Genomic DNA, 23,217 nt, shown 5'->3' with positions numbered 1-23,217 from the left:
CCCGGCGATGGAACGGCGGAGGGGCGACGTTGGGACGCTCGCCCGAGTCGTGTCACCGCACGGAGAGAGCGAGAGAGGCCCCCAGGCCCCGCCGGCGCCGGACCCCGAGGTCGGCGAGATGCTCGACGCGCTCGCCGACGCGCTCCGCGCGGCCGCCGAGGACCGGTCCATGTCGCACCGGCTCGCGCGCGCGGGGACGGTGGCGACGCTCGAGGTGACCGACCTCGAGCGGACGATCACCGCCGTCTTCGACCGCGAGCCCGTCGAGGTGCTCGACGAGGACGTCGCCGACGCGGAGTCGCGCATCAGCGGCCCGTCCGCCGCCTGGCGGGAGGTCTTCGAGGGACGCGACCTCTACTCGGCCCTCGCGGCCGGGGACCTCCAGTTCGAGGGGCGGGTCCGCAAGTTCCTGCGCGTCGTCCCGGTCATCACGACGATCTACGACGACGCGACGTCTCCCGGCGACGGCGACCGGGCGGTGCCTCCGGAAGCCATGCCCGTCGAGCCGGAGCGGACGGCGCACGCGGGCGACGCCGAGCAGCGCGAGCTCCTCGAGCAGGCGTCGGAGTACGAGCACTTCTCCGGAGCCGTCGCCGTCGAGGAGCCCGAGCCCGGGGACTTCTGGTCCGTCGAGTGCATCGACGTCCACAAGGCCTTCGGCCGCAACCGCGTCCTCAACGGCCTCGACCTCGGCGTCCCCGAGGGGCTCATCACGGTCATCCTCGGTCCGTCCGGCACCGGCAAGAGCGTGCTCCTCAAGCACGTCACCGGGCTGATGTTCCCGGACGCCGGCGACGTCATCGTGCACGGCCGCTCGGTCCCGGGCCGCCGGCGGTCCGAGCTCTTCGAGATGCGGCGCGGCTTCGGCGTCCTCTTCCAGGACGGCGCCCTCTTCGGCTCCATGAACCTCTACGACAACGTCGCCTTCCCGCTGCGCGAGCAGACGAACCAGAGCGAGGAGGAGATCCGCGAGACGGTCATGCAGCGGCTCGAGGAGGTCGGCCTCGCGGCGGCCGTCGAGCGCATGCCGAGCGAGCTGTCGGGCGGGATGCGCAAGCGCGCCGGGTTCGCCCGCGCCCTCGTCCTCGATCCGGACATCGTCATGTTCGACGAGCCGGACTCCGGCCTCGACCCGGTGCGGACCGCCCTTCTCTGCGACGTCATCCGCAAGGTCCACAGCGAGCACGGCGGCACGTACATCGTCATCACGCACGACATCGCCTCCGCGCGGCGCCTCGGCGACTACATCGCCGTCCTGTGGAAGGGACGCATCGTCGAGTCGGGCGACGCGCGCAGCATGTTCGAGTCCGAGAACCCGTTCGTCCGCCAGTTCCTCGGCGGTGAGTCCGCAGGCCCGCTGGGGATGGAGTGACGTGGCCGGCGCACCAGTCACCGCCCGACCCCGCGAAGGGCGCGCGGACGCCGTCGCCCTTCCCGAGGAGGAGTCCGGCGCCATCACCGGGGCCTACGGGGTGTGGGCGATCCTCGTCCTCACCGGTCGCACCCTCGTCTCGATCGTCACGCCGCCGTTCAGCTGGCGCGGCGAGTTCGTCGACCAGGCGTGGACGCTCTTCAAGCGCGCGTCGATCCCGGCGGCCGCCTCGGCCTTCGCCTTCGGATACGGCGCCCCCGGCATCCAGGGGACGAGCATCGTCGAGCGGCTCGGCGACATCTCGCGCGTCGGCGGCATCGTCGGCTCGGCGACGATCCGGGAGCAGGCAGTGTGGATCACGGCGATGGTCGTCGCGGGCGTCGTCGGGACGGCGATCACCGCCGATCTCGGCGCGCGCAAGGTGCGCGACGAGATCGCCGCGCTCGACGTCATGGGCGTCGACGTCGTCCGCCGCCTCGTCGTGCCGCGCGTCCTCGCGATCACGGTGCTCATGCCCGCGATGGGCATCGTCGTGATCGTCACCGAGTTCTACGGGATCATGCTCGCCTACCTGCAGTTCGGGGGTGAGGCGGGGGCGTACGTCGAGGCGGGGGCCTACAGCTTCACGCCCGTCGACATCTTCATGTTCCTCGCGAAGACGACGATCGTGGGGCTCATCGTCGGCGTCGTCTGCTGCTACAAGGGCATGCACGCCTCCGGCGGGCCGATGGGCGTCGGCCGGGCGGTCAACCAGGCCGTCGTCATCTCGTTCGTCCTCGCGTGGGTCCTCAACTACGCGTTCAACTCGACGTACCTCGCCCTGTTCCCCGACGCCCAGACGCTGAGGTGACGGGATGGCGACGCCGCAGGAGAGCGTGACGGCACGGGCGACGCGAGCCGTCCGCTCGGCCGTCTCCGAGGCAGGCGAGATGGCGCTCTTCTCGGTCCGGGCGATCGGCTACGCCCCCGGGTCGCTGCGCTACTTCGCCGAGATCCTGCGGCAGTGCTCGCTGCTCATCCTCGGCTCGACGCTCGTCATCCTCTTCCTCGACCTCATCATCGGGGCGGAGTGCGCGCTCTACTTCGTCTACCTCACGCGCCCGCTCGGAGGCACCGACTACACCGGCTTCTTCGAGGTGCCGTGCGGCATCAACGAGCTCTTCCCGGCCGTCTTCGGCTACGCGTTCGCGGCGAAGGTCGGCTGCGGCCTCGTCGCGGAGATCGGCTCGATGCGGATCAGCGACGAGATCGACGCGCTCGAGTCCGTCGGCATCGACCCGATGCGTCACGTCGTCGGCACGCGGCTCATCGCCGTCATCATCTTCGTCCCGCTCGTCTACGTCGTCGCGATCCTCGCGGGACTCCTCGGCGGCTACCTCACCGCGGTCGTGCAGATCGGGGAGCTCACGCCCGCGAGGTACTTCGAGGGCTACTGGGCGAGTCAGGACCTCGTCGACAACCTCAACTCCCTCATCAAGGCGATGTCGATGGCGGTCGGCATCGCGCTCGTGGGGATGTTCTACGGCTACAGAGCCGCCGGCGGTCCGGTCGGGGTCGGCAACGCCGTCGCCCGGTCGATGATCGTCAACCTCATCTGGATCCACTTCATCGGGGCGCTGTGGTCCGCCGTGTTCTTCGGCCAGGGGGCGCGATTCCCCATCGGGGGCTGAGACATGGCGGGACGATTCGCAGCGGTCGTCGGCATCGTCGGTCTCCTCGTCGTCGTCGCGGTGCTCATCGGGAACGCGACGTCGAGCGGCGGCCACACCCTCCGCGCGACGTTCGACAACGTCATCCAGCTCACCGGCGGCCAGGAGGTGCGGATGGCCGGGCGCAAGGTGGGGGAGGTCGGCGACATCGATCTCGTCGCCGGGCGGCCGGTCGTCGAGCTGCGCATCACCGACGACGAGGTGTGGCCGCTCCCGCGCGGGACGACGCCGCGCATCCGCTGGGGCAGCACGACGAGCTACCTCATCCGCTACGTCGAGCTCGAGCCCGGCCCCGCGGACGCTCCGCCGCTTCCCGACGAGGGGCTCCTCTCGCGCGTCGAGACGCAGACGCCCTTCGAGCTCGATCAGGCCTACCGCATCTTCCGCGGCCGCACCGACCGCGACCTGCGGCGGGTCGTGAGCCGGACCGCGGACACCGTCGACGACAAGGGCGAGGACATCGACCGCGGCCTGCGGTCGGTGCCCGGTGGCCTCGACGAGACGGGTGACCTCCTCGGCCGCTTCGCGAGCGACGAGGCCTCGCTGCGCACGCTCGCGGTCGCCGGCGACGCGACGCTCAGCGCCCTCGCCGCCCGCGAGGGGGACATCCGCGGGATGGTGACCGGCGCCGCGGGGACCTTCGACGAGCTGGCGGCGACCGCCGACGCGCAGCAGCGCGCGCTCGACCGGCTGCCGCGGACCCTCGCGACGAGCAGGGGCACCCTCGACCGCCTCGACCGCTCGATCGACGGCCTCGAGGGGCTCGTCGACGACATGCGAGAGGGCGCTCCCGCCCTCCGCCGCCTCGCCTCTCCCGCGCGCCGCGCCCTCGGCGAGCTGCGCCGGGTGGCGCCGGTCGCGACGAGCACGCTCGCCCGCGGCACGCGGGCGGCGGGCCCGCTGCGGGCGCTCCTCGACACGGGGACGGCGACGCTCCCCGACCTCGGTGACAGCCTCGCCGCGTCCGTCCCGAGCCTGCGGTGCGTCCGGCCGTATGCCCCGGAGATCGTCGGCTTCCTGCAGACCTGGAACGGCCAGACGGCGAACTACGACGCGCTCGGCCACTACGCCCGCTCGCACCCGCTCACCGCGATCCCGCAGATCCTCCCGGGCTCGACGCTCACCCCGCACCAGGTCGTCTCGACGACCCACCTCGACTACGCGATGCCACGGCCTCCGGGCCTCAACGCGGGGCAGCCCTGGTTCCTCCCGGAGTGCGGCGCCGGACCGGGCGCCCTCGACGCGCGCACCGATCCCGAGACGACCGGAGAGGGGCGGTGATGCTGAGGCTCGCCGTCATCGTCGCGCTCGTCGCCGGCGCCGGTCTCGTGCTCGGCATCAGCGGGATCGGGAGCGGCTCCGACGACTACGAGATCGCCGTCGAGCTCGAGGACGCCGCCGGCCTCATCGAGGGCTCCAACGTCCGCGTCGACGGCGTCCCCATCGGGCGGGTCGTCGAGCTCGACGTCGACGACCGCGACGTCGTCCGCGCGGAGCTCCGCCTCGACGACGAGGTCGCGCCCGTCGGTCGGGACGCGCGGGCGACGGTCGAGATCGACGGCCTCTTCGGCGAGCGCTACGTCGCGATCGACCGCGGCGACGTCACGCGGCCCGAGCCGTCGGGCGTCGTCATCCCGGCGAGCCGCACCGCGGTCTCGCCGCGCCTCGACGACCTCGTCGACGCCCTCGACCTGCCGACGCGACGCGCGCTCCAGGTCTTCCTCGCCGAGCAGGGGACGGCCCTCGTCGGCCGCGGCGAGGACCTCGCCGAGACCCTCTCCGCGCTGCCGCCGGCGCTCTCGAGCACCCGGCGCCTCGTCGGCGAGTTCGCGGCCGACAACCGTCGCCTCGGTCTCCTCATCGAGCAGAGCGACCGCGTCCTCGCCTCGGTCGCACGCGAGCGCGACGACCTCGGACGGCTCGTCGGCGAGGCGGGGCGCGCCCTCGGGACGCTCGCCGACCGCCGCGACGAGCTCGGCGACACGATCGTGCGGGCACCCGCGACCCTGCGGTCCGCGCAGCGGACGCTCGCGGCGCTGGAGGACGCCGCCGAGCCGCTCGGTCCCGCCGCGCGAGGACTGCGGGAGACGGCGCCGCGGCTCACGCAGACGCTCGACGCCGTCCCGGGCTTCGCGCGGGCGGCGATCCCGACGCTCGAGACGGTGCGCGACGTGTCACCCGCGCTGGAGCGGCTCGGTCGGCAGGGCGCCCCCGTCGTCGCGCGGCTCGAGGGGCTCGCCGCCCAGCTCACGTCGTACTCGGACGCCGCCGACCCGTTCACCGACACCCTCGACCGGGCGAGCAACGACGTCTTCGGCGTGATGGAGGGCTGGGCGCGCGCGACCCAGGGGCGCGACCGCGCGAGCCACGTCTTCCGCTTCGGCCTCAGCCTCAGCCCCGTCGCCTTCGGCGGGATCATCCCGGCGCTCGCGCCGGAGCCGGAGCGCCGCGGTCGCGGTGACGCCGGCGAGTCGCCCGCCTGGCCGGCGCCACCCGCCAGCTCCCCGGAGCCGCCGCGACCGAGCCGGCCGCAGGCTCCGGAGGCGCCGGGGCCCGCCCCGGCGCTGCCGCTGCTCGACGAGCTGCCGTCGGCACTCGAGGACCTCGATGAGGAGCTGCCCCCTCTCCAGCAGCTCCCGAAGGTCATCAAGGGCCTCGGCGGTCTCGTCGGCGGCGGCGCAGGAACGCCGCCGCGGAACGACCGCAACGACCTCCTCGACTTCCTGCTCGGGCGATGAGACGGCTCTTCGACCCCCCGGCCAGCCATCGCGCGTCGCCCGCGACGGTCGTCCTCGCCGCGCTCGTCACGTTCGCCGTCCTCGCCGGCCTCGTGTACTTCGCGGCGGTCGCCCCGCGCGGGGTCCCCGGCGCCGACTACTACGAGGTCGACGCCGAGTTCGCCACGACGGCGGAGATCCGGGAGCTCTCCGCGGTCCACGTCGCCGGCCGTCGCGTCGGGCAGGTGAGCGAGGTCGCGCACGACGGGGAGAAGGCGATCGTCACGCTCCAGCTCGACCCCGCCGAGCGCTACCTCGCGGCCGACACCACCGCGCGGATCCGCCTCAAGAACCCGGTCGGGGCGAAGTACATCGAGGTGACGCCGGGCACGGGCGGCGGCGAGCTGCGCGACGGCGCGCGGATCCCCGTCGACCGCACCACCGCCTCGGTCGACTACAGCCGCCTCCTCGAGGCGTTCGATCCCGAGACGCGCGAGGCGCTGCAGGGCACGGTCGGGGGACTCGGCGGCGGCTTCCTCGGGCGGGGGCAGGATCTCAACGCCGCGCTCGGGCGCTCACCGGACCTCCTGCGCGACACGGACGCGCTCGCGGACGGCGTCCTCGCCCGGGACGGCGCGGCGCGGCGATTCGTCCCGTCAGCGCAGGTGCTCGCCGAGGCGTACGACCCGGTGCGCGAGGAGCTCGCCGAGGGCTTCGACCCGGAGGCGCGCGCGCTCGCGCCGTTCGCCGACGAGGGCGAGGCGACGCGCTCGACGCTCGAGCAGGCGCCGCCGGCGCTCACCTCGCTGCGACGCGGGCTCGACCGCGCCCACCCGCTCCTCGGCGAGACGGAGGCGTTCGCGCACGCCGCGCGGCGGCTCACCCGTCCCGCTCCGGCGGCTCTGCGCGAGGCGACGCTCCTCCTGCGCGAGGCGCGCCCGGCCCTGGACTCCTCGCGCCCGCTCCTCGTCGCGACGCGGTCGGCCGTCGACCCCGCGCTCGGCTTCCTCGATGACCTCGATCCGCTCATCGTCCCGACGATCCGCGGTCTGCGCGACCAGACCCCGCCGCTCCTCGAGTTCGGCACGCGGGCCTGCGACGTCCTCAACTGGGGCACGACCTGGCGCAGCGCCCTCGCCTACGGCGTCCCGACCGACACCGACCCGCTGAGCGACCTCGACCAGGGCCAGGGGATCGGCCTCCTCAACAGCTTCCGCGTGCTCGCCGTCCCGCCCGACGACGAGGAGGCCTTCCTCCCCGACGCGGAGGCGACCGGGACGGCGGCGATCGGGCGAAACCCCTATCCCGCGCCGTGCGAGGCGAAGGACGACAGGCTGCCGCGGCCATGAGCCCTCTCCCCGACAAGCTCCGCGACATCACGGACCCGTATCCCGCGGCGTCGCGTCCCAACCACTTCCGCAACGGGGCGATCCTCATCGCGCTCACGGTGCTCGTCACCTACAGCGCGATCCGGGCGGACCTCCCGCTCATCCGCGGGGTCCCCGGGGACCCGGTGCGGGCGGAGTTCAGCGCCGTCAACCAGGTCGACGACGGGACGGTCGTCCGCGTCGCCGGCGTCGAGGTCGGCACCGTCGAGAAGGTCGAGCCCGGCTCCGACCCGCGCCGGTCGTCCCTCGTCACCCTGCGCATCACCGACGACGACGTCACCGTGCGCCGCGACGCGCGGGCCAGGGTGCGCTGGAAGACGCTCCTCGGCGGCGACGTCTTCATCGACCTCGATCCCGGCTCGCCGTCGGAGGAGGAGCTCGGCGACGCGACGATCCCGATCGAGAGGACGGCGAGCCAGGTCGAGATCGACGAGGTGCTCCAGCCCTACGACGGCGGGACGGAGCAGGCCCAGCGCGACGTGCTCGAGGGCCTCGCGGCGACGACGCGCGACCCCGAGGGCGTGCGCGAGACGATCGACGCGCTCCCCGCTCTGCGCACCGTCGCGCGCGGGATGCACGCGGCGCAGGGCGAGGTGCCCGACGACGTGCGCGAGCTCGTCGAGAGCACTGCGCGCGTCGTGGAGTCGCTGGGCCGCGACACCCGGGGGCTGCAGGACCTCGTCGCGGGGGCGAACCGCACGCTCGCGGCGACGAACGCGCGGCGTGAGGAGCTCGGCGACGTCATGGAGCTCTCACCCGGCACGCTCGACGAGACGGAGGCCACCATGACCCGGCTGCGGACGACGCTCGACGCGCTCGACCCGCTCGTCGACGACCTGCGCCCCGGTGTCCGCCGGCTCCCGGCCACGGCCCAGGACGTCGTCCCCGCGCTCGCGGAGACCGATGCCCTGCTCGAGGAGGCCCGTCCGGTCCTGAGGCGCGCACGGCCGGCGCTCGCGGCGCTCGAATCGGCGAGCCGCACCGGCACCCCGCTGCTCCGCGGCCTCGAGCCCGTCGCCCGCCGGCTGGGCGACGAGGTGGTCCCGTTCCTCGAGCGCCGCGACGACGAGACGAAGCTCCGCAATCTCGAGGCGATCGGCCCGTTCTTCTCGGTCGTCAACATGGGCGCCGCCGAGTTCGATCCGCGCGGCTACCGGCTCCGGCTCTCCGTCCCGCCGGGCACGAACAGCGGCTTCGCGCTCCCGGAGGCGACGCGGGCCTACGCGCGCAGCTGCCGGGAGTCGGCGCCCGCTCGCGCCGACGCGCTCTGCCCCTCGCTCGCGCGCGTGGCGATGCGCAGCTGGTTCGCGCCGACGCGGAAGGGGGGACGATGAACGTCGATCGTGAGCGGCTCGCGCTCGAGGTGCGGCGCGCCCGCCGGCCGTTCCTCGTGCTGCTCGCCCTCGTCGTCGCCGCGATCGCGAGCCTGCTCGTCATCCTGCGTGGCAACGGCCTCAACCTGCCGTGGGAGGGGACGTACACCACGTCCGTCGCGCTGGAGGACGTCGCGGGACTCGTGCCTCAGGCGCACGAGGTGCGGCTCAAGGGCGTGAGCGTCGGCCGGGTCGACGACGTCTCCGTGCGCGGCGACGCGGCGGTCGTCACCCTCGCGATCGACGAGGAGCACGGCCCGCTCTACCGCGACGCGCGGGTGAGCCTGCGGCCGAAGACCCCGCTCGAGGACCAGTACGTGAACATCACCGATCGCGGCACCCCGGCCGCCGGCGAGCTCGGGGAGGACGACGTCCTCTCCGGCGAGCGCACCCGGCGGTACGTCGACATCGGTCGCGTCCTCGACGTCTTCAACGCGGACACGCGCGTGCGCGTCGAGCAGGCGATCGACGCCGCCGGCCGCGGGCTCGGCGACCACGGCGACGACTTCAGGTCCGCGCTCGTCGAGCTCGCCCCGTTCCTCGAGGAGGCGCAGCGTCTCACGCGCGAGATGGCGGTGCGCGAGAAGCGGACCGCGCGCCTCATGCGCAGCTTCCGCCTCATGAGCGAGGAGCTCGCCGGCCGCGACGACGATCTGCGCAGGCTCGTCCGTGGCGGCGCCGAGACCCTCACCGAGGTCGGCGCGGTGGACGCGCAGCTCCAGGCGACGCTCGCCGAGCTGCCGCCGATGATGCGTCGCACCCTCAGCAGCTTCCGCACGGTCCGCTCGGTCGCGGACGAGCTCGATCCCGCGTTCGTCGCCCTCCAGCCCGCCGCCCGGGCGATGCCCGAGGGGCTCGAGGCGCTCGAGGACTTCGGCGAGGCGGCGCGCCCCGGTCTCGCCGCGCTGCGCCGGCCGCTCGACGAGCTCGACGAGCTCGTCGGCGAGACGACGCCGACCGCTCGCGCGCTCGCGACCTCCTTCCGGCGGCTCGCGCCGATCCCCGACCGGCTCGAGCGGGTCCTCGCCCAGGTCGCGCCGTGCGAGGACGCGCTCGGCAAGTTCTTCCACAACACGATCTCGCTCGGGAAGTTCAGCGACAGGCGCTCGCTCGTCATCCGCGGGCAGACGGTGCTCGCCGGGGGGCCGCTCCCGCAGCCGAACCAGCGGCCGGCCCCGAGCTGCGTCCCAGGAGGGCCGGAGCGATGACGTCACAGCAGCGACTTCGCGTCCTCTGGCTCTCGCTCTTCGTCGCGACGACCGCCGGCGCCGGTCTCTACCTCCTCCACATCGTCGGCTTCAACGTCGTGCCCTTCCGCGACCACTACGAGGTCCGGGCGGCCGTCCCGAGCTCGGTCGCGATCGCGCAGTACGCCGACGTGCGCCAGGCCGGCGTGACGATCGGGAAGGTGTCGGAGATCGACGAGGGCCCGGACGGGACGACCGTCCTCGGCCTCCGGCTCGACCCGGACCACGGGCCGATCCATCGCGACGCGACGGTCCTCATCCGGGCGAAGAGCATCGCCGAGGAGAACTACGTCGAGCTCGACCCGGGAAGCGCGCGCGCCGAGGAGGTGCCCGAAGGCGGCATCCTGCCGGTCGAGCGGGCGCTCGAGGCGACGCAGAACGACGACGTCTTCTCGATCTTCGACCGCGTCCGCCGGCGCGACCTGCGCCGGTCGCTCGCCGGGCTCGACGAGGGCCTCGACACGGGGCGCGCCCTCAACGGGACGCTGCGCGCGACGTCCGACCTCACGGAGGACGCGGCGCCGTTCGCCGACGTGCTCGCCAGGGAGCGCGAGCACGTGGGCGCCGTCGTCGATGCGTTCGGGCGGGTGAGCCGGGCCCTCGGGGAGCGCTCCGGCGCGATCCGCACGTTCACCGCGCGGGCGAAGACGGCAGCCGAGGCCGTCGCGGCGCGCGACGCGCAGCTCCGCTCGACGCTCGAGCAGCTCCCGAGCTTCCTCGCCCAAGCGCGCTCGACCGCCCGTCGGCTCGACGGGTTCTCGCTCGAGGCGACCCCCGTCATGCGCGACCTGCGGCTCGCGACGGAGGATCTCGTGCCGGCGGTGGAGGACCTGCTCCCCGGCGCCCGCGCCGGCCGGGACGCGGTGCGCGAGCTCGACCGCTTCGCACGGGCGGCGGAGCCGACGATGCGGAGCCTCACGCCGTTCTCGCGCGCCGGCAGCGGCTTCACGGGTCCGTTCGAAGCGGTGCTGCGGGAGATCAACCCCGTCGCCGCGTACGCGAGGCCCTACCACCGCGAGATCACGAACTACTTCGCGACCTCCGGGGCGGCCGTCCAGGTGAAGGACGAGATCGGCCATGTCGCGCGGGTGATCCTCCCGATCACGAAGACGAACTTCGCCGGGATGCTCCATCCGGCCGTCGACGAGTGGCTGCAGGAGATCTCGGGGCCCCTCGACGAGCGGGCGACGAACGCGTTCCCGCGTCCCGGCGAGTCCGGCGGTGCCGACGGTCCCTTCCGCGGCACCTACCCGCGGCTGACGGCCGAGCCGTCCTACGGCCGCTGATCGCTGCTCACCAGCGACGCGAGACGAAGGGCGGTGCGCAGCTCGAGCGGGCGCACGCGGAGGTCGCGCCCGAGGAGCTGCTCGAACCGTCGGATGCGGTAGGCGACGGTGTTCTCGTGGACGCCGAGGCGGACCGCGGCATGACGGTAGCTGCAACGCTCGTCGAGGAAGACGGCGGCGGTCTGGCGCAGTCGCGCGACCGCGGCCGTCCGCTCGGCGAGCGCGCCGAGCTCGTCCGCGACGAAGCGCGCCGCCTCGTCGCGGTTCTCCGTGAGGAGCGCGTCGAGCGCGACAGCGGCGTACGGGTGGTGCCGGCCGGCGGGGGCATGCGCGAGCCGGGCCACGCGGCGCGCGATCATCGCCTCCTCGTGGCTGCGGCGGAACCCCTCGAGCCCGGCGCCCGGTCGGCCGGTCGCGACGTGGAGGCCGCAGCGCCCGGCGACGGCGAGGTCGTCCGGGATGTTGTCGAGTGCGGGCGCGTCCCGGAAGCCGGCCCAGCACGCGAGGTGCCGGCCGAGGGGGACCGCGAGGTGGTCGCTCGCGCCCATGAGCGTCGCGATGCTCCCCGCGAGGTTCTCCATCGCCGTGAAGATGCCCTCGCCGCCGTCCTGCTCGCCGTCGTCGCTCCAGACGACCCAGGCGACGTGGCCTCGCTCGAGCTCGTAGCGCAGGCGGGCGCTCGAGCGCCCCACCTCCACGGGGCCGCCCTCGAGGATGGCGCGGACCTCGCCGACGCGCACGGCCGACGTGCCGCGCATCCACCGGTCACGCTCCTGGGCGTAGAAGGCGAGGAGCCGTCCTTCGAGCGCCTCGACCCACGCGAACAGCCAGTCGTTGAGGTACTGGAAGCTCCCGGCCAGCTCGCCGGCGTCGGACGTCCGCTCACCGACGTCCTCGAGCCACACGTGGGTGAGCCGCGCCTGGGCGACGCGGTAGGCGTGCTGGAGGACGTCGAGGCCCGTCCCGCGGCGGACGAACTCGCTCGCGTACGCGAGCGCCTCCGGCGGCGGCGTCGCGACGGAGGCGCGCGTCCCGTCCTGCAGCATCGCCCGGATCATCGCGAGGTTCGCCCGCGTGCTCGCGAACGTGCCCTCGTAGAGCTCGTCGTCGATCTCCGGGATGTGCTCGTGGATCTCGTCGGTGAGGTCGTGCGCGATCGCGTCGATGCGCCGGCCCATGCTCGCGACGACGTCGTCCACCACCGTTCGGCTCATCACCGCCGGCGCCGTGGTGCGCGATCGCATCCAGCCTCCTCCCGTGAGACTCCTGACGTGCCAAGAGTACGTCAGCCGGCGGGGTGGATCAAGGCGAAACGCGACAGTCGTGGCAGAGAATCGCGGCACGCGTCGCCCCGCCCCCGGTGAGTGTGGATCTACCCGTCTGACCGCCCGGTCTATCCACGCTCACCGCTGTCGGGCGGGGCGAGACCGTCGGGCGCCTCACCCCGCGCCCGGGTCGCTGCCGCCGCGACGCCCGCCGCCCACCCGGGCGCCCGGCCGCCGGGCGGCGGGGCGACCGCCGAGGCGTCGAGCCCGGCGACGGAGAGGAGCCACGCGACGACGGAGTTCGAGTTCCACATGTCGCCCGCGCCGGCGGCGTCGCGGCCCCAGACGTGCGCCGGGACCTCGCGCGTGAGCGCGATGACCGTGCGCGCGCAGGCGGGGTCCTCCGTGACCCGGACCGGGTCGCCCACGGCCTCGTCCGCGTCGGGGATCACCCCGTCGCGCCAGCAGCGGATCTCGTAGCGGAAGAGGACGAGCCGGCCGGCGACGCGAAGCCCGACGGGCCCCTCGACGACCGCGCCCCGCTCGTCGGAGATCCGGTCCCAGGCCGGCGCCATCTCGACGACGTGGCGCGCCCCGTCGACCGTGATCTCGAGCGCCGCGTGGTAGAGGTCGCACGCGGGCCGGTGCGCGAGCCGCGCGGCGACGGCCTCGAAGACGCGTCCGTTGACGCGCACGCAGCGACCTCCGGCCCCGAGCGGGAGCCAGAGGAGATCGACCGCGGCGAGGGCGTCGGTCACGGCTGGTCCGTCGGCGCCCGGGCGCTGTCGGGCCGGCGCTCCACGGGCAGGCCGGCGGCGAGCCACGCTCGCATCCCGCCATCGACCGCCCAGGCGTTCATGCCGGCGGCGTGGAGCGCGTCGGCCGCCTCGACGGCCTTCGCTCCGGCCCCCGACAGGAGGACGACGGGACGCTCGCGGTCGAGCGTGACCATCTCCGAGGCGAGCTCGTCGAGCGGGATCCTCCGCGCATCGCCCACGCGGAGGAGATCGGCCTCCTCGCCATCACGCAGATCGACGAGCTGGGCACGGTGGTGCTGGATGCGCTCCCAGGCAGTGCGGGGGTGCAGCGTTCGAGCCTCCATGCGCTGCACGCTAGGCCGGTCGCCGCGGCCGACCATCGGCAATTCCCCGCACCGCGGCACCGCGAAGGCCCGCAGCCGTCGATGCGGTGCCGTCGGGGGCGCACGGACCGCGATCAGGTGCCAGGCGCGCCCGGGCGGGGAAGACCGGCTCCATGGGAGAGCCGCCCGGCGAGGAGGACGTCGACCACGGCGCGGTCCGCACGGCGATCGCGACGACGACGGTCGGCAACGCCCCCGCCTTCGGGTTCTCGATCACGATCACCGGCGCCTTCGGGATGCTGAACGCGCTCGTCGGCGACGCCGACGTCCTCGACGTCCTGCTCTTCGGCGTCGCGGCGGCCCTCACGATCGGCCTGGTCCAGGGCGCCGCGACGCGCGGCTTCCGCGCTCGTCTCGGACAGGCGCCCCCCGAGGTGCGGATGCTCGGCACGGCGCAGAGCTTCATCTCGGTCGGCGCCGGCCTGGGCGCCGCCGCGGGCGTCGGGGAGCTGATGAGCGGGACAGCGGCCTGGCCGCTCGGAGCGGCGGCCGCGACCTTCGTCTACCTCGCCGCCGAGACGGCGGAGACCCTCGTCGCCGAGCTCGTCCAGCGGCGCCGGGGCGACCCCGAGGCGGAGGCGGAGAAGGACCCGGACGAGGGCGAGGAGCTGTGACGGGCGCCCCCTCGTCGGCCTGCCCGCCCGGCGCGCCGCCCGAGAGCGGTGAGTGTGGATCCACCCGGCTCACAGCCAGGTGGATCCACACTCACCGCGGCGGTGCGCGTCAGGCCCGCGGGCGCAGGACGACGCGGCCGCCCTTCTCGGGGACGATCGTGATGCCCTGGAGCCGCGGCGCCTCCTCGGGGCCGGCGGGGAGGACCGTCATCCGCGTCACGACCTCGCGGATCGCGACCTCGAGCTCGAGGTTCGCGAGCGACGCTCCGATGCAGCGGCGGATCCCGCCGCCGAAGGGCACGAGGCTGTAGGGCGGGCGCTCGCCCTCGAGGTGCCGCTCGGGGCGGAAGCGCTCGGGGTCGCCCCAGATCCTCGGGTCGTGGTGGGTCGGCGTGAACATCGCGGACACGATCGCCGCCGCCGGGACCGGCTGCCCGGCGATCGTCGTGTCCTCGCGCGCGACGCGCACCGCGTCCCACACCGGCGGGCGGTGGCGCATCGTCTCCGACACGACCGCCCGGAGGTAGCCGTCATCGCCGTCCGCGAGCGTCTCGATGAGCCGGTCCTGCGCGAGCGGGTGGTGCGCGAGGAGGTGCAGGGCCCAGGCGAGCGCGGTCGCCGTCGTCTCGTGGCCGGCGACGACGAGCCCGCGCAGCTCGTCGTGGAGCTCGTCGTCGGTGAAGCCGGGACGACCGTCCTCGTCCGTCGCGGCGAGGAGGCGCGAGAGGACGTCGTCGCCGGCCCCGGCCTCGCCGCGCCGCCGCGCGAGCTCGTCGCCGATGAGCGCGTCGACGCGGCTGCGTCGCCGTCGCAGCTGGCCGCCGGGCGACAGGGGGCCGAGGTCGCGGTGCAGAGGCGGGAAGAAGAGCAGGAGCGTCATGGCCGGGCTGAGGAGCCGGCCGAGCGCGTCACGGAACTCGGCGACGCGGCGGTCGTCCTCGAGCCCGAAGACGAGCCGCAGGATGACGTCGAGCGCGAGCCGCTGGCTCATCGGCCGCACCGCGACCGGCTCCCCGCTCGGAAGCCGGTCAATCTCCTCGCCCACGATCTCGCGCATCCGATCGCCCCAGCGCCGGACCTCGTCGCCGTGGAACGGCGGCAGCAGCAGCTTGCGGTTGCGCAGGTGGCGCTCGCCGTGGGCCACGATGAGCGAGCCCCGGCCGATCCACGGCACCAGGAGCGACGCCGCGGGGCCGCCCTCGAAGCGCTCGCGATCGGTGAGGACCGCCTGGATGTCCGCCGGCTCGGTGACGCAGATGAACGGCCGTCGGGACTCGAAGCGCAGCGTGAAGACGGGGCCGATCTCGGTCGCGAAGCGGCGCGTCGCGCCGATCGGGTCACGGGACAGCCGTCGCAGCGTCCGCAGCCGGCCGCGCGGCCCCGGTGGGCAGTCCCCGCCCGTCCATCGCGGCAGCTCGGTCGGGGGGTCCTGCGCGATCGTCGCCATGGAGGGATCCTATGGACGGCGCACCGGCCGGCCGCATAGCATCCGCGCAGGCGACGACGTGTCGCAGCCGCCCGAGAGGGGAGTCCAGCATGACCGCCGTCGTCCGCAGCCTCGTCATCGTCGCGATCGGCGCGCTCGTGCTCGCGGTCGCCGCGCCGACCGGCGGCTCGGGGGCCGCCGACGCGAAGCCGCGCAAGAAGACGGCCTGCGAGCGCCTGCGCGGCAAGGACCTCGCCCCTGCGAAGAAGCTCAAGGTCGTGAAGCGCACGCGTGACGACGGCTCGATCCGCGTCTACGCGTGCACGCTGCGCGGCGGCCGCGTCCGGGCGGTCGTGCGCTACGTCCCCGAGACGGACTTCGAGGCCGCCGAGGTCGACGTCGACGCGACCGGCGACCGCCACGTCCTGCTGCGCACGACGTTCAGCGATCGCGGCTCCGCGCGCGCGACGACGCTCGTCGACACGCGCACGCTGCGTCGGGTCCGCGTCGCCCGGCAGACGTGCGACCCGCTCGGGGCGTGCACCGGCACGGGCGCCGGCGCGGCCGTCCTGCACCGCTCGGGCGTCCTCGCCGCCGTCGTCGCCGATGCGTCCGTCCCGCCGGTCCCGGGTGCCGTCACGCAGCTCGTGCGCCGTCGGGTCGGCGGCGCCCGCGTCGTGCTCGACGAGGGGCCGGGCATCGCCGACCTCGAGGTGCGAGGCGACGAGTTCGCGTGGACGAAGGACGGGGTCGCGCGGACGGCCCCCGTGCGCTGACGACGTCGCTCGGCGAGCTCGCGAGCCGCAGCATCCGGTCGCTGTGCGACGCGATCCTGCGGCTCGCGGTACGCCCCCGTCGGGGGCTCAGCTCGGGAGCGGGCCTCGCCGCGAGCGGAGGACCGCCGGGTCGTGCCACGGTCGGCCCCGGGTTCGCCGCTCACCGCGCGTGACGGGGAGCGGCTGCCCTGGGTCGGGGTCGGACGCGGTGGCGTCGCTCTTCGTCGCCCGGCGCTGCTGCGTGTCTCGCGCCGCCGGGCCGTCTGCCTTCCTGCGGATGCGTCGCATGCACCTCCCATTGTGGCGCACCGGCGCGACGGGCTCCGTCCGGAGGCCGAGGCGGAGCCGTGAGCGGGCCGGTGCCCTAGCCTGCGCGGCCATGCGCCAGACCCTCCTCGCCGCGGCCGCGGCCCTCGTCGTGACGCTGCTCGCACCGACGGCCGCGGAGGCCGTGCGCGGCGCGACGGGGCCCGGGCTGCGGGCCGGCGTGGGGACGGCCGACATCACCCCGCCGACCGGGTACGTCTTCGGCGGCTGGACGCGGGCCGACCGCACCGGCGAGGGCGTCCACACGCGCCTGCGGGCATCGGCGATCGCCCTGCAGCGCGGCGACCGGAAGGTCGCGCTCGTCGCGATCGACCTGTTCGCGGCACCCGGCGGGCTCGTGAAGGAGGTGGCAGACCGACTCAACGACCTCGGCTACTCCGAGCGCAACGTCCTCGTCTCGGCCTCCCACACCCACGCGGGCCCCGGCGGCTACGCGAACTTCTCGACGCTCAACACCGTCGCGCCGAGCGTCGAGACGATCGATCGCCCCGAGACCTTCGCCGAGCTCCTCGACCCCAAGCCGACCGACCGGCAGCTCTACACGTTCCTCGCCGAGCGGATCGCGCTCGCGATCCGCCGCGCCGACCGCACGCTGCGCCCCGCGGCCGTGGGGTGGGGGGAGGCGCGCCTCACCGACGTCACGAGGAACCGCAGCCTCGAGGCGCACCTCGCCAACCACGGCGTCATCCGCGACCGGGGCGACGGCACGCCGGCCGAGGACACCGAGGGGCCGATCCACACGATCGACCCGGAGGTGAACGTCCTGCGCGTGGACCGCGTCGTGCGCGGCCGGCGCATCCCCATGGGCGGCTGGCTCATGTTCCCCAACCACGGGACGGTCGTCCCCGCGGAGTACCCGTACTTCAACCAGGACCACCACGGCGCGGCCGTGCGCGTCTTCGAGCGCGAGGTGCGGCGCATCGGGAAGGTCCCCGAGGGCCGCGCGGTCGTCGGCGTCTACGGCAACGGCAACGAGGGCGACATGTCCGCCGGCCTGGGGAGCAACGGAGCGCCCTCCATCCGCACGGCCGAGCGCGTCGGCCGGCGCGAGGCGAGGGCGATGGTCGCCGCGTGGCGGACCGCCGGCAAGCGCCTCACGTCGCGCCCGGCGCTCGACCTCCGCTGGACGCGCGTCTGCTTCTGCGGGCAGGAGACGTCCACGGGACGGGTCGCGAGCGAGCCGGTGCCGGGCCTCCCGTTCCTCACCGGCAGCGAGGAGGGCCGCGGGCCGCTCTTCGACCTCACGGGCATCCCGTTCGAGGACCGCCGGGCGGCCTCCGAGGGCTTCACGAGCCAAGGGCACAAGATCGGCGTCCCGGTGGCGGGGACCGACAGCGTCCCGCAGGCCGTGCCGCTGCTCACCGTGCGCGTCCGCGACCGGCTCATCGCCTCGCTGCCGGGAGAGCCGACGGTCGAGGTCGGCCGCCGGCTGCGGGCCCGGGTCCTCGCCGCGATGCGCGAGACGGGCGCGAACGTGAAGCGCGTCATCGTCGCCGGGCTCGCCAACGAGTTCATCCTCTACCTCACGACGCCCGAGGAGTACGAGCGCCAGCACTACGAGGGCGGCTCGACGCTGTACGGGATCAACGCGGCGTCGCTCCTCGCTGACGCCCACGTCGATCTCGCGTCGCGCCTCGTCCGCGGCGATGCGGCCCCCGAGCCGCATCCGTTCGACCCGCGCAACGGCGTCATGGCCGACGCGGCGCCGTTCCCCGCCGGCGCCGCGGAGGGGCGCGTCGTCGGCCAGCCCGCCGACGGGCAGCGCGAGCGGCAGACCGTCACGGTCACCTGGGACGGCGGCCCGCGGGGCCTCGATCGTCCGCTCGACACGCCGTTCCTCCGCGTCGAGCGGCGCGAGGACGGCGAGTGGACGGAGCACACCGACGACCTCTGGCTCGACGTCCGCTGGCGCGTCGACGCCCGCGGCCGGTACACCGGCGACTGGCTCGTCCCCGCGGGGACGAGGGGCGGGACCTACCGGTTCGTCGTCACCGCGCGCCGCTACCGGCTCGAGTCGAGGGCGTTCACGCTTCGCGACTGACCGGCCGCACGACGAGGAGGAGCCCGGGCCGCAGGTCGAGCCAGCGGTCGGCGATCCGGTCGTCCTCGGGGGTCGGCAGGCCGTGGGAGAAGACGGCGGTCGGCGACGGGAGGGGCCCGTCGCCGGCGGGGTCCGGCAGCGACTCGTGCGGGTCGGGCGGTGGGAGCTCGTGGCTCATCGCGCTGCGGCGGATCAGAGACCGAGCGGATGCCCGGTCTCGGGGAGCCGTGACAGCTCGCTGCGCAGGCGCGCGAGGTCCTTGCGGCGCAGACCTCCGCGCCGGGCGCGGAGCGCGGTGATCGCCCGGCCGGCATCGGCGGCGACGAGCATCGGGAGGCCGACCGCGGTGAGGACGACGACTGGCAGGGCGGCGGCGGGCGCCCGGGCGAGCACGGCGCCGGCGACGAGGCCCGCCGAGAGGATCACGGCGAGGCCGGCGACGGCGACGGTGAGCCAGGCACGCGTGCGCGACGGCGGCGGAGCGGGGGACACGCCCAGGAGGTCGGCGGCCGCGGCTCGCCATCCACCGTCGCTGGCCGAACGTCCGAAGGCACGGAGGTCGGGGCGACGGGGCGGGGAGGCCGCCGGCGTCCCCGCCCCGTGCCCCGGAGCCTCGGACCGAGCCCGGCGCGGCCAGGTCGTGTGAGCGCGCCGATGCGCCGCCCCGGGACGGTCCGCCCCCGGCGCAGCGGCTCTCAGGCCACGGCGCGGCGGCCGCCGTAGGCCACGAGTCCGTAGATGACGAGGATGTCGAGCGTGAACAGCGCGAGCGAGAGGAAGGGGTACGCGGGCAGGAACATCAGCTGGATCATCGCGTTGACGCTCGCCGAGCCGATCCCCACCCAGCGTCCCCACCCGGTCCGGTTCCAGATGCTGAAGGCGGCGACGAACTGCACGGCGCCGACGACCGTGAGGAACCAGCCCCACGTGTTGAGGTCGCTGAAGACGTACCGGGCGTCGCCGACGAAGACGTTCGCCGAGTCGATCGCCGCGATGCCGTGGACGATGTTCATCAGGCCGACGATCGCGAGGAGGGTGCCCGCAAAGAGCGTCCAGCCGGCGCCCCTCTCCTCGTCGGCGCCGCGGGGCGCATCGGTCGCCGCCGACCGTGCCGGCGCGCTGGGTGTGGACATGCTCTTCTCCTGAGTGCTGGCGATCGGGCCCGCGCGGGCCCCGTGTCGACGCGGAGCCTCCGCCCGTGCAGGCCGCGCAGCATCATCCGAAGCGGGTGATGCCACCGCCCGGGGACGGACGTAGCGTGCGACTCGTGCCCGCCCCCGTGATGCGAAGGAGAGCGTCGTGAGCACGACCCACGCCCGCGAAGAGGCCGTCGAGGAGATGGGCCCGATCGACTACATCGTCATCGAGTGGCCCGGCCGCCAGCCTCATGGCGAGGCGATGCCGCACCTCGTCGACCTCGTCGATCGCGGCATCGTCCGGATCCTCGACCTCGCCTTCGTCACGAAGGACGACGACGGGAGCACGACCACCCTCGGCGTCTCGGACGTCGACCGGGAGTCGGGGTTCGGCGAGATCTTCAGCGCCGCGACCGGGATCCTCGGGGACGACGACCTCGACGAGGCGGCCCAGGTCCTCGAGCCGGGGACCTCCGCCGCGGTGCTCGTCTTCGAGAACCGCTGGGCAGCGCCGTTCGCGACCGCCATCCGCCGCAACGGCGGGCAGCTCGTCGCCTCGGGGCGGATCCCCGTCCAGTCGCTCGTGGATGCGCTCGACGCCCTCGACTCCGACAGCTGAGAGAGGAACCACCATGCCAGGACTCATCCGCGGGGCCGCCCGCACCGCCGTCGTCGCGGGCACCGCGACCGCCGTCTCGAACCGGGTCACCCGGCGCCAGGCGCAGCGCTGGGCCGGCGAGCCGCAGGACGCGGCGCCGCCGCCGGCGCCCGCGGCTGCTCCGTCGTCGGAGGATCCCGTGATCGCGAGGCTCAAGGAGCTCGCCGCGCTTCGCGACCAGGGCGTGCTCACCGACGCCGAGTTCACCGCGGCGAAGGCGAAGCTCCTCACCTGAGCGGCGGGTCGCCGCTCGCGTCGCCGGCGATCGCACGCCGTCGGTGCGAGCGGCCGAGGTTGCTCACGATGAGCGACACGACCGTCACGAGGTAGATCTGCCCGATGAGGGCCTCGAACACCGCGAGCGTGTGGCCGAGCTCGGAGCGGGCGGTGAAGTCCCCGTACCCCACCGTCGTGAGCGTCACGAAGCTGAAGTACAGGGTGTTCGAGGCCGTCGCCTCCTGCCCGCCGGCGAAGAACGGGTCCCCGCCGAGGCGGTCGATCGCCCCGTAGACGAAGCCGAACAGCATGCCGATCAGCATGTAGAGCGAGAGCACGCCGCCGACCGCCTCGATCCGCACCGTGCCGCTGATGCGCAGATCTCTCAGCACGCCGATCGCCACGGCGGGCGGTCCGAACGCGACGAGCGCCGCGTTCATGAGCCGCGTCGTGCCGTCGCCCACCCCTCCCGCGGTGAGGCGGACGACCGCGACGACGAGGACGCCGCCCGCGAGGACGGCGGCGGCCGCGACGACCCGCGGCCCGAGGTCGGCCGCGCGGACCGCGAGCAAGAGGCTCGCCGCGGCGAGGAGCGTGACGACGAGCGTCGTGAGACGCCCGGGCGGCGCGATGCCCTGCACGGCGACGAGTGCGACGGCCGCCCCCAGCAGGAGGCCGTACCGCGGGCGTCGGTCCGGAGGCGGTGCGTCCGGGCGGTGCTCGCGTCTCTCGTCGATGACGGCCATGACCACGACGAGCGTCGCTCCTCGTCGGCGCGGTCGCCATCCGGTGCGCCGGTGTCCGAAGAGGTGCGCCCACGTCAGCCGGTGTCGTGGGCGCCCCCTCGCGGGACCGTCACGCCTCTGCTCTCCTCGGCGCCGTGAGCACGGCGACGGGGACCACCACCGCCGAGACGGGCGCGTCGACGTCGCTCGGAGCCCCCATCGTGGTGCTCTGCGCGGCGCAGTTCGTGATGGTCCTCGACTCGAGCGTGATGAACGTCTCGATCTCGCAGATCGTCGTGGACCTCGACACGTCGATCCAAGGCGTCCAGCTCGCGATCACCGCCTACGCGCTCGTCATGGCGTCGTTCATGCTCGCGGGCGCGAAGCTCGGCGACATCATCGGTCGCGAGAGGACGTTCGCGATCGGCCTCGCGATCTACGGCCTCGGGTCGCTCACGACCGCGGTCAGCCCGAGCCTCGGGGTGCTCCTCGTCGGCTGGTCGCTCGTCGAGGGCCTCGGCGCCGCGCTCGTCATGCCCGCGATCGTCTCCCTCATCGCCGCGCTCTACACGGGTCGTCAGCGCGCCGCCGCGTTCGCTCTCCTCGGCGGCATCGCCGGCGCGGCGATCGCGACCGGTCCCCTCATCGGCGGGTGGGTGACGACGGAGCTGAGCTGGCGCTACGTCTTCGCGGGCGAGACGGTGATCGTCCTCGGCATCCTGCTCGTCCGCGGCCGCCTGCACGTCGGTGGCGGGAGCGGGACGAGCGGGCGGCGGCCCGGACTCGACGTCGTGGGGATCGCCCTCTCGTCGACGGGCCTCGCCCTCGCGGTGTTCGGGATCCTCAAGAGCTCGCAGTGGGGGCTCGTCGCGCCGCGCGGCGCGCTCGAGATCGGCGGTGAGGAGATCACGCCGTTCGGCTTCTCGGTCGTGCCCTTCTTCCTCCTCGCGGGCGGCGCGTGCCTCGCGGCGTTCGCCCTCTGGGAGGAGCGCCGCGAGCGGCGGGGCGAGGACACGCTGCTCGACCGGTCGCTCCTGCGGGTGCGCCAGCTCCAGGCCGGGCTGACGACCCTCCTCATGCAGCAGCTCGTCCTCCTCGGGCTGTTCTTCGTCCTGCCGGTCTACCTGCAGGTCGTGCTCGGCCTCGACGCGTTCGAGACGGGCAAGCGCCTGCTGCCGCTCTCGATCGCGCTCTTCGTCGCGGCGCTCGCGGGGGCGCGCGTCGCCTCCGGATCCGCGCCGCGCCGGGTGTGCCAAGCCGGGCTCGTCACGCTCGCCCTCGCGTCCGCCGCGCTGCTCGCGACGATCGACGTCGATCTCCGCGGCGGCGCGTTCGCGATCTCCGTCGCCCTCTTCGGGGTCGGGGCGGGCCTGCTCATGTCGCAGCTCGGCAACATCATCATGTCCGCGGTGCCCGCCGCCAGGACGAACGAGGCGGGGGGCCTGCAGGGGACGGCGCAGAACCTCGGGGCGGCTCTCGGGACCGCGCTCGTCGGCGCCGTCCTCATCGTCGCGCTCTCGAACGGGGTCGCCGAGCGCGTCGAGGCGAACGCCGCGATCCCGCCCGCCGCGCAGCAGGAGATCGCCGACCTGGCCGAGACCGGGATCCCCATCGTCCCGGTCGACGACGTCGAGCAGGCCGCCGCGGACGCGGGTCTCGACGCGACGGCCGCGGAGGCGATCGCCCGCGACTACGGCGACGCGCAGCTGCAGGGGCTCAAGCGCGGTCGGGGCGGTCGGGATCTTCTCGCTCCTCGCGCTCTGGTTCACCCGCGGGCTGCCGGGCCGGCCCCTCCACCCG

At 74.5% G+C, this 23,217-nt stretch carries 22 protein-coding genes and 1 pseudogene; 15 read left to right on the top strand and 8 right to left on the bottom strand.

Annotated features, from left to right (window positions below):
* Window positions 1-49: 49 nt before the first annotated feature.
* From ACME2J_RS03525 to ACME2J_RS03485, 9 genes are read left to right on the top strand one after another with little or no spacing between them, the layout of a single operon-like run.
* Window positions 50-1,372, top strand: a complete 1,323-nt coding sequence (locus tag ACME2J_RS03525) for an ABC transporter ATP-binding protein (protein ID WP_495543488.1) — start codon at window positions 50-52, stop codon at window positions 1,370-1,372.
* A gap of 1 nt (window position 1,373) precedes the next feature.
* On the top strand, window positions 1,374-2,222 hold the full coding sequence (locus tag ACME2J_RS03520) for an MlaE family ABC transporter permease (RefSeq protein ID WP_495543487.1): 849 nt from the start codon (window positions 1,374-1,376) through the stop codon (window positions 2,220-2,222).
* A gap of 4 nt (window positions 2,223-2,226) precedes the next feature.
* On the top strand, window positions 2,227-3,042 hold the full coding sequence (locus ACME2J_RS03515; RefSeq protein ID WP_495543486.1) for an MlaE family ABC transporter permease: 816 nt from the start codon (window positions 2,227-2,229) through the stop codon (window positions 3,040-3,042).
* A gap of 3 nt (window positions 3,043-3,045) precedes the next feature.
* Entirely contained in the window at window positions 3,046-4,362 is a 1,317-nt protein-coding gene (locus ACME2J_RS03510) for an MlaD family protein (RefSeq protein ID WP_495543485.1), read from the top strand.
* Entirely contained in the window at window positions 4,362-5,819 is a 1,458-nt protein-coding gene (locus tag ACME2J_RS03505) for an MlaD family protein (RefSeq protein WP_495543484.1), read from the top strand. The genes ACME2J_RS03510 and ACME2J_RS03505 overlap by 1 nt, the downstream gene beginning before the upstream one ends.
* Entirely contained in the window at window positions 5,816-7,147 is a 1,332-nt protein-coding gene (locus ACME2J_RS03500) for an MlaD family protein (protein ID WP_495543483.1), read from the top strand. Before ACME2J_RS03505 ends, ACME2J_RS03500 begins: the two co-directional genes overlap by 4 nt.
* Window positions 7,144-8,520 carry an MlaD family protein gene (locus ACME2J_RS03495; RefSeq protein WP_495543482.1) on the top strand — a complete coding sequence of 459 codons (1,377 nt, stop codon included), beginning with the start codon at window positions 7,144-7,146 and terminating at the stop codon, window positions 8,518-8,520. Before ACME2J_RS03500 ends, ACME2J_RS03495 begins: the two co-directional genes overlap by 4 nt.
* A complete protein-coding gene (locus ACME2J_RS03490; protein ID WP_495543481.1) occupies window positions 8,517-9,767 on the top strand; it encodes an MlaD family protein in 1,251 nt (416 codons plus the stop codon). The genes ACME2J_RS03495 and ACME2J_RS03490 overlap by 4 nt, the downstream gene beginning before the upstream one ends.
* Window positions 9,764-11,092, top strand: a complete 1,329-nt coding sequence (locus ACME2J_RS03485; RefSeq protein WP_495543480.1) for an MlaD family protein — start codon at window positions 9,764-9,766, stop codon at window positions 11,090-11,092. The genes ACME2J_RS03490 and ACME2J_RS03485 overlap by 4 nt, the downstream gene beginning before the upstream one ends.
* Here ACME2J_RS03485 and ACME2J_RS03480 read toward each other — a convergent pair.
* From ACME2J_RS03480 to ACME2J_RS03470, 3 genes are all read right to left on the bottom strand, one after another.
* On the bottom strand, window positions 11,080-12,336 hold the full coding sequence (locus ACME2J_RS03480; protein WP_495543479.1) for a PucR family transcriptional regulator: 1,257 nt from the start codon (window positions 12,334-12,336) through the stop codon (window positions 11,080-11,082). The two genes, ACME2J_RS03485 and ACME2J_RS03480, sit on opposite strands and share 13 nt — an antisense overlap.
* Before the next feature lie 149 nt (window positions 12,337-12,485).
* On the bottom strand, window positions 12,486-13,115 hold the full coding sequence (locus ACME2J_RS03475) for a hypothetical protein (protein ID WP_495543478.1): 630 nt from the start codon (window positions 13,113-13,115) through the stop codon (window positions 12,486-12,488).
* Entirely contained in the window at window positions 13,112-13,459 is a 348-nt protein-coding gene (locus ACME2J_RS03470; protein WP_495543477.1) for a rhodanese-like domain-containing protein, read from the bottom strand. The genes ACME2J_RS03475 and ACME2J_RS03470 overlap by 4 nt, the downstream gene beginning before the upstream one ends.
* A gap of 152 nt (window positions 13,460-13,611) precedes the next feature.
* Between ACME2J_RS03470 and ACME2J_RS03465 the strand changes: the two genes are divergently transcribed.
* Complete coding sequence (locus ACME2J_RS03465) at window positions 13,612-14,112, top strand: hypothetical protein (RefSeq protein ID WP_495543476.1); 501 nt, start codon at window positions 13,612-13,614, stop codon at window positions 14,110-14,112.
* A 109-nt stretch (window positions 14,113-14,221) separates the two neighbouring features.
* Here ACME2J_RS03465 and ACME2J_RS03460 read toward each other — a convergent pair whose 3' ends face one another.
* Complete coding sequence (locus ACME2J_RS03460; RefSeq protein WP_495543475.1) at window positions 14,222-15,559, bottom strand: cytochrome P450; 1,338 nt, start codon at window positions 15,557-15,559, stop codon at window positions 14,222-14,224.
* An 89-nt stretch (window positions 15,560-15,648) separates the two neighbouring features.
* On the opposite strand from ACME2J_RS03460, the gene ACME2J_RS03455 reads away from it, so the two are divergent.
* A complete protein-coding gene (locus tag ACME2J_RS03455) occupies window positions 15,649-16,314 on the top strand; it encodes a hypothetical protein (RefSeq protein ID WP_495543474.1) in 666 nt (221 codons plus the stop codon).
* Between the two features lie 379 nt (window positions 16,315-16,693).
* A complete protein-coding gene (locus ACME2J_RS03450) occupies window positions 16,694-18,682 on the top strand; it encodes a neutral/alkaline non-lysosomal ceramidase N-terminal domain-containing protein (protein WP_495543473.1) in 1,989 nt (662 codons plus the stop codon).
* Here ACME2J_RS03450 and ACME2J_RS03445 read toward each other — a convergent pair.
* The 3 genes from ACME2J_RS03445 to ACME2J_RS03435 all read right to left on the bottom strand — a co-directional run bounded on the left by ACME2J_RS03445 (window position 18,666) and on the right by ACME2J_RS03435 (window position 19,815).
* Window positions 18,666-18,860 carry a hypothetical protein gene (locus ACME2J_RS03445; RefSeq protein WP_495543472.1) on the bottom strand — a complete coding sequence of 65 codons (195 nt, stop codon included), beginning with the start codon at window positions 18,858-18,860 and terminating at the stop codon, window positions 18,666-18,668. The two genes, ACME2J_RS03450 and ACME2J_RS03445, sit on opposite strands and share 17 nt — an antisense overlap.
* Window positions 18,861-18,874: 14 nt before the next feature.
* The gene (locus tag ACME2J_RS03440; protein WP_495543471.1) at window positions 18,875-19,174 is read right to left on the bottom strand and encodes a hypothetical protein; all 300 of its coding nucleotides are present in this window, start codon (window positions 19,172-19,174) and stop codon (window positions 18,875-18,877) included.
* A gap of 203 nt (window positions 19,175-19,377) precedes the next feature.
* Window positions 19,378-19,815, bottom strand: coding sequence for a DUF7144 family membrane protein (locus ACME2J_RS03435; RefSeq protein ID WP_495543470.1), 438 nt, complete (start codon window positions 19,813-19,815; stop codon window positions 19,378-19,380).
* A gap of 205 nt (window positions 19,816-20,020) precedes the next feature.
* Here ACME2J_RS03435 and ACME2J_RS03430 point away from each other — a divergent pair, with 205 nt between their 5' ends.
* Window positions 20,021-20,437, top strand: a complete 417-nt coding sequence (locus ACME2J_RS03430; protein WP_495543557.1) for a DUF6325 family protein — start codon at window positions 20,021-20,023, stop codon at window positions 20,435-20,437.
* 13 nt (window positions 20,438-20,450) lie between these two features.
* Window positions 20,451-20,711: an SHOCT domain-containing protein gene (locus ACME2J_RS03425; RefSeq protein ID WP_495543469.1), complete on the top strand. Its 261-nt coding sequence runs from the start codon at window positions 20,451-20,453 to the stop codon at window positions 20,709-20,711.
* Here ACME2J_RS03425 and ACME2J_RS03420 read toward each other — a convergent pair.
* Entirely contained in the window at window positions 20,704-21,438 is a 735-nt protein-coding gene (locus ACME2J_RS03420; protein ID WP_495543468.1) for a potassium channel family protein, read from the bottom strand. The genes ACME2J_RS03425 and ACME2J_RS03420 overlap by 8 nt on opposite strands.
* A gap of 227 nt (window positions 21,439-21,665) precedes the next feature.
* On the opposite strand from ACME2J_RS03420, the pseudogene ACME2J_RS03415 reads away from it, so the two are divergent.
* Window positions 21,666-22,841: pseudogene (locus ACME2J_RS03415) on the top strand (MFS transporter); the annotation flags it as partial.
* Between the last annotated feature and the right edge of the window lie 376 nt (window positions 22,842-23,217).

This window comes from Paraconexibacter sp. (assembly GCF_059438195.1).
This window is presented reverse-complemented; position numbering and strand designations above follow the sequence as displayed.

What these genes read in the sequence shown, in the direction of transcription:
- ACME2J_RS03515 (WP_495543486.1), top strand. Translation starts at nt 2,227, where the DNA reads ATGGCGACGCCGCAGGAGAGCGTGACGGCACGGGCGACGCGAGCCGTC.
- ACME2J_RS03510 (WP_495543485.1), top strand. Translation starts at nt 3,046, where the DNA reads ATGGCGGGACGATTCGCAGCGGTCGTCGGCATCGTCGGTCTCCTCGTC.
- ACME2J_RS03505 (WP_495543484.1), top strand. Translation starts at nt 4,362, where the DNA reads ATGCTGAGGCTCGCCGTCATCGTCGCGCTCGTCGCCGGCGCCGGTCTC.
- ACME2J_RS03500 (WP_495543483.1), top strand. Translation starts at nt 5,816, where the DNA reads ATGAGACGGCTCTTCGACCCCCCGGCCAGCCATCGCGCGTCGCCCGCG.
- ACME2J_RS03495 (WP_495543482.1), top strand. Translation starts at nt 7,144, where the DNA reads ATGAGCCCTCTCCCCGACAAGCTCCGCGACATCACGGACCCGTATCCC.
- ACME2J_RS03490 (WP_495543481.1), top strand. Translation starts at nt 8,517, where the DNA reads ATGAACGTCGATCGTGAGCGGCTCGCGCTCGAGGTGCGGCGCGCCCGC.
- ACME2J_RS03485 (WP_495543480.1), top strand. Translation starts at nt 9,764, where the DNA reads ATGACGTCACAGCAGCGACTTCGCGTCCTCTGGCTCTCGCTCTTCGTC.
- ACME2J_RS03480 (WP_495543479.1), bottom strand. Translation starts at nt 12,336, where the DNA reads ATGCGATCGCGCACCACGGCGCCGGCGGTGATGAGCCGAACGGTGGTG.
- ACME2J_RS03470 (WP_495543477.1), bottom strand. Translation starts at nt 13,459, where the DNA reads ATGGAGGCTCGAACGCTGCACCCCCGCACTGCCTGGGAGCGCATCCAG.
- ACME2J_RS03465 (WP_495543476.1), top strand. Translation starts at nt 13,612, where the DNA reads ATGGGAGAGCCGCCCGGCGAGGAGGACGTCGACCACGGCGCGGTCCGC.
- ACME2J_RS03460 (WP_495543475.1), bottom strand. Translation starts at nt 15,559, where the DNA reads ATGGCGACGATCGCGCAGGACCCCCCGACCGAGCTGCCGCGATGGACG.
- ACME2J_RS03455 (WP_495543474.1), top strand. Translation starts at nt 15,649, where the DNA reads ATGACCGCCGTCGTCCGCAGCCTCGTCATCGTCGCGATCGGCGCGCTC.
- ACME2J_RS03450 (WP_495543473.1), top strand. Translation starts at nt 16,694, where the DNA reads ATGCGCCAGACCCTCCTCGCCGCGGCCGCGGCCCTCGTCGTGACGCTG.
- ACME2J_RS03445 (WP_495543472.1), bottom strand. Translation starts at nt 18,860, where the DNA reads ATGAGCCACGAGCTCCCACCGCCCGACCCGCACGAGTCGCTGCCGGAC.
- ACME2J_RS03435 (WP_495543470.1), bottom strand. Translation starts at nt 19,815, where the DNA reads ATGTCCACACCCAGCGCGCCGGCACGGTCGGCGGCGACCGATGCGCCC.
- ACME2J_RS03430 (WP_495543557.1), top strand. Translation starts at nt 20,021, where the DNA reads ATGGGCCCGATCGACTACATCGTCATCGAGTGGCCCGGCCGCCAGCCT.
- ACME2J_RS03425 (WP_495543469.1), top strand. Translation starts at nt 20,451, where the DNA reads ATGCCAGGACTCATCCGCGGGGCCGCCCGCACCGCCGTCGTCGCGGGC.
- ACME2J_RS03420 (WP_495543468.1), bottom strand. Translation starts at nt 21,438, where the DNA reads ATGGCCGTCATCGACGAGAGACGCGAGCACCGCCCGGACGCACCGCCT.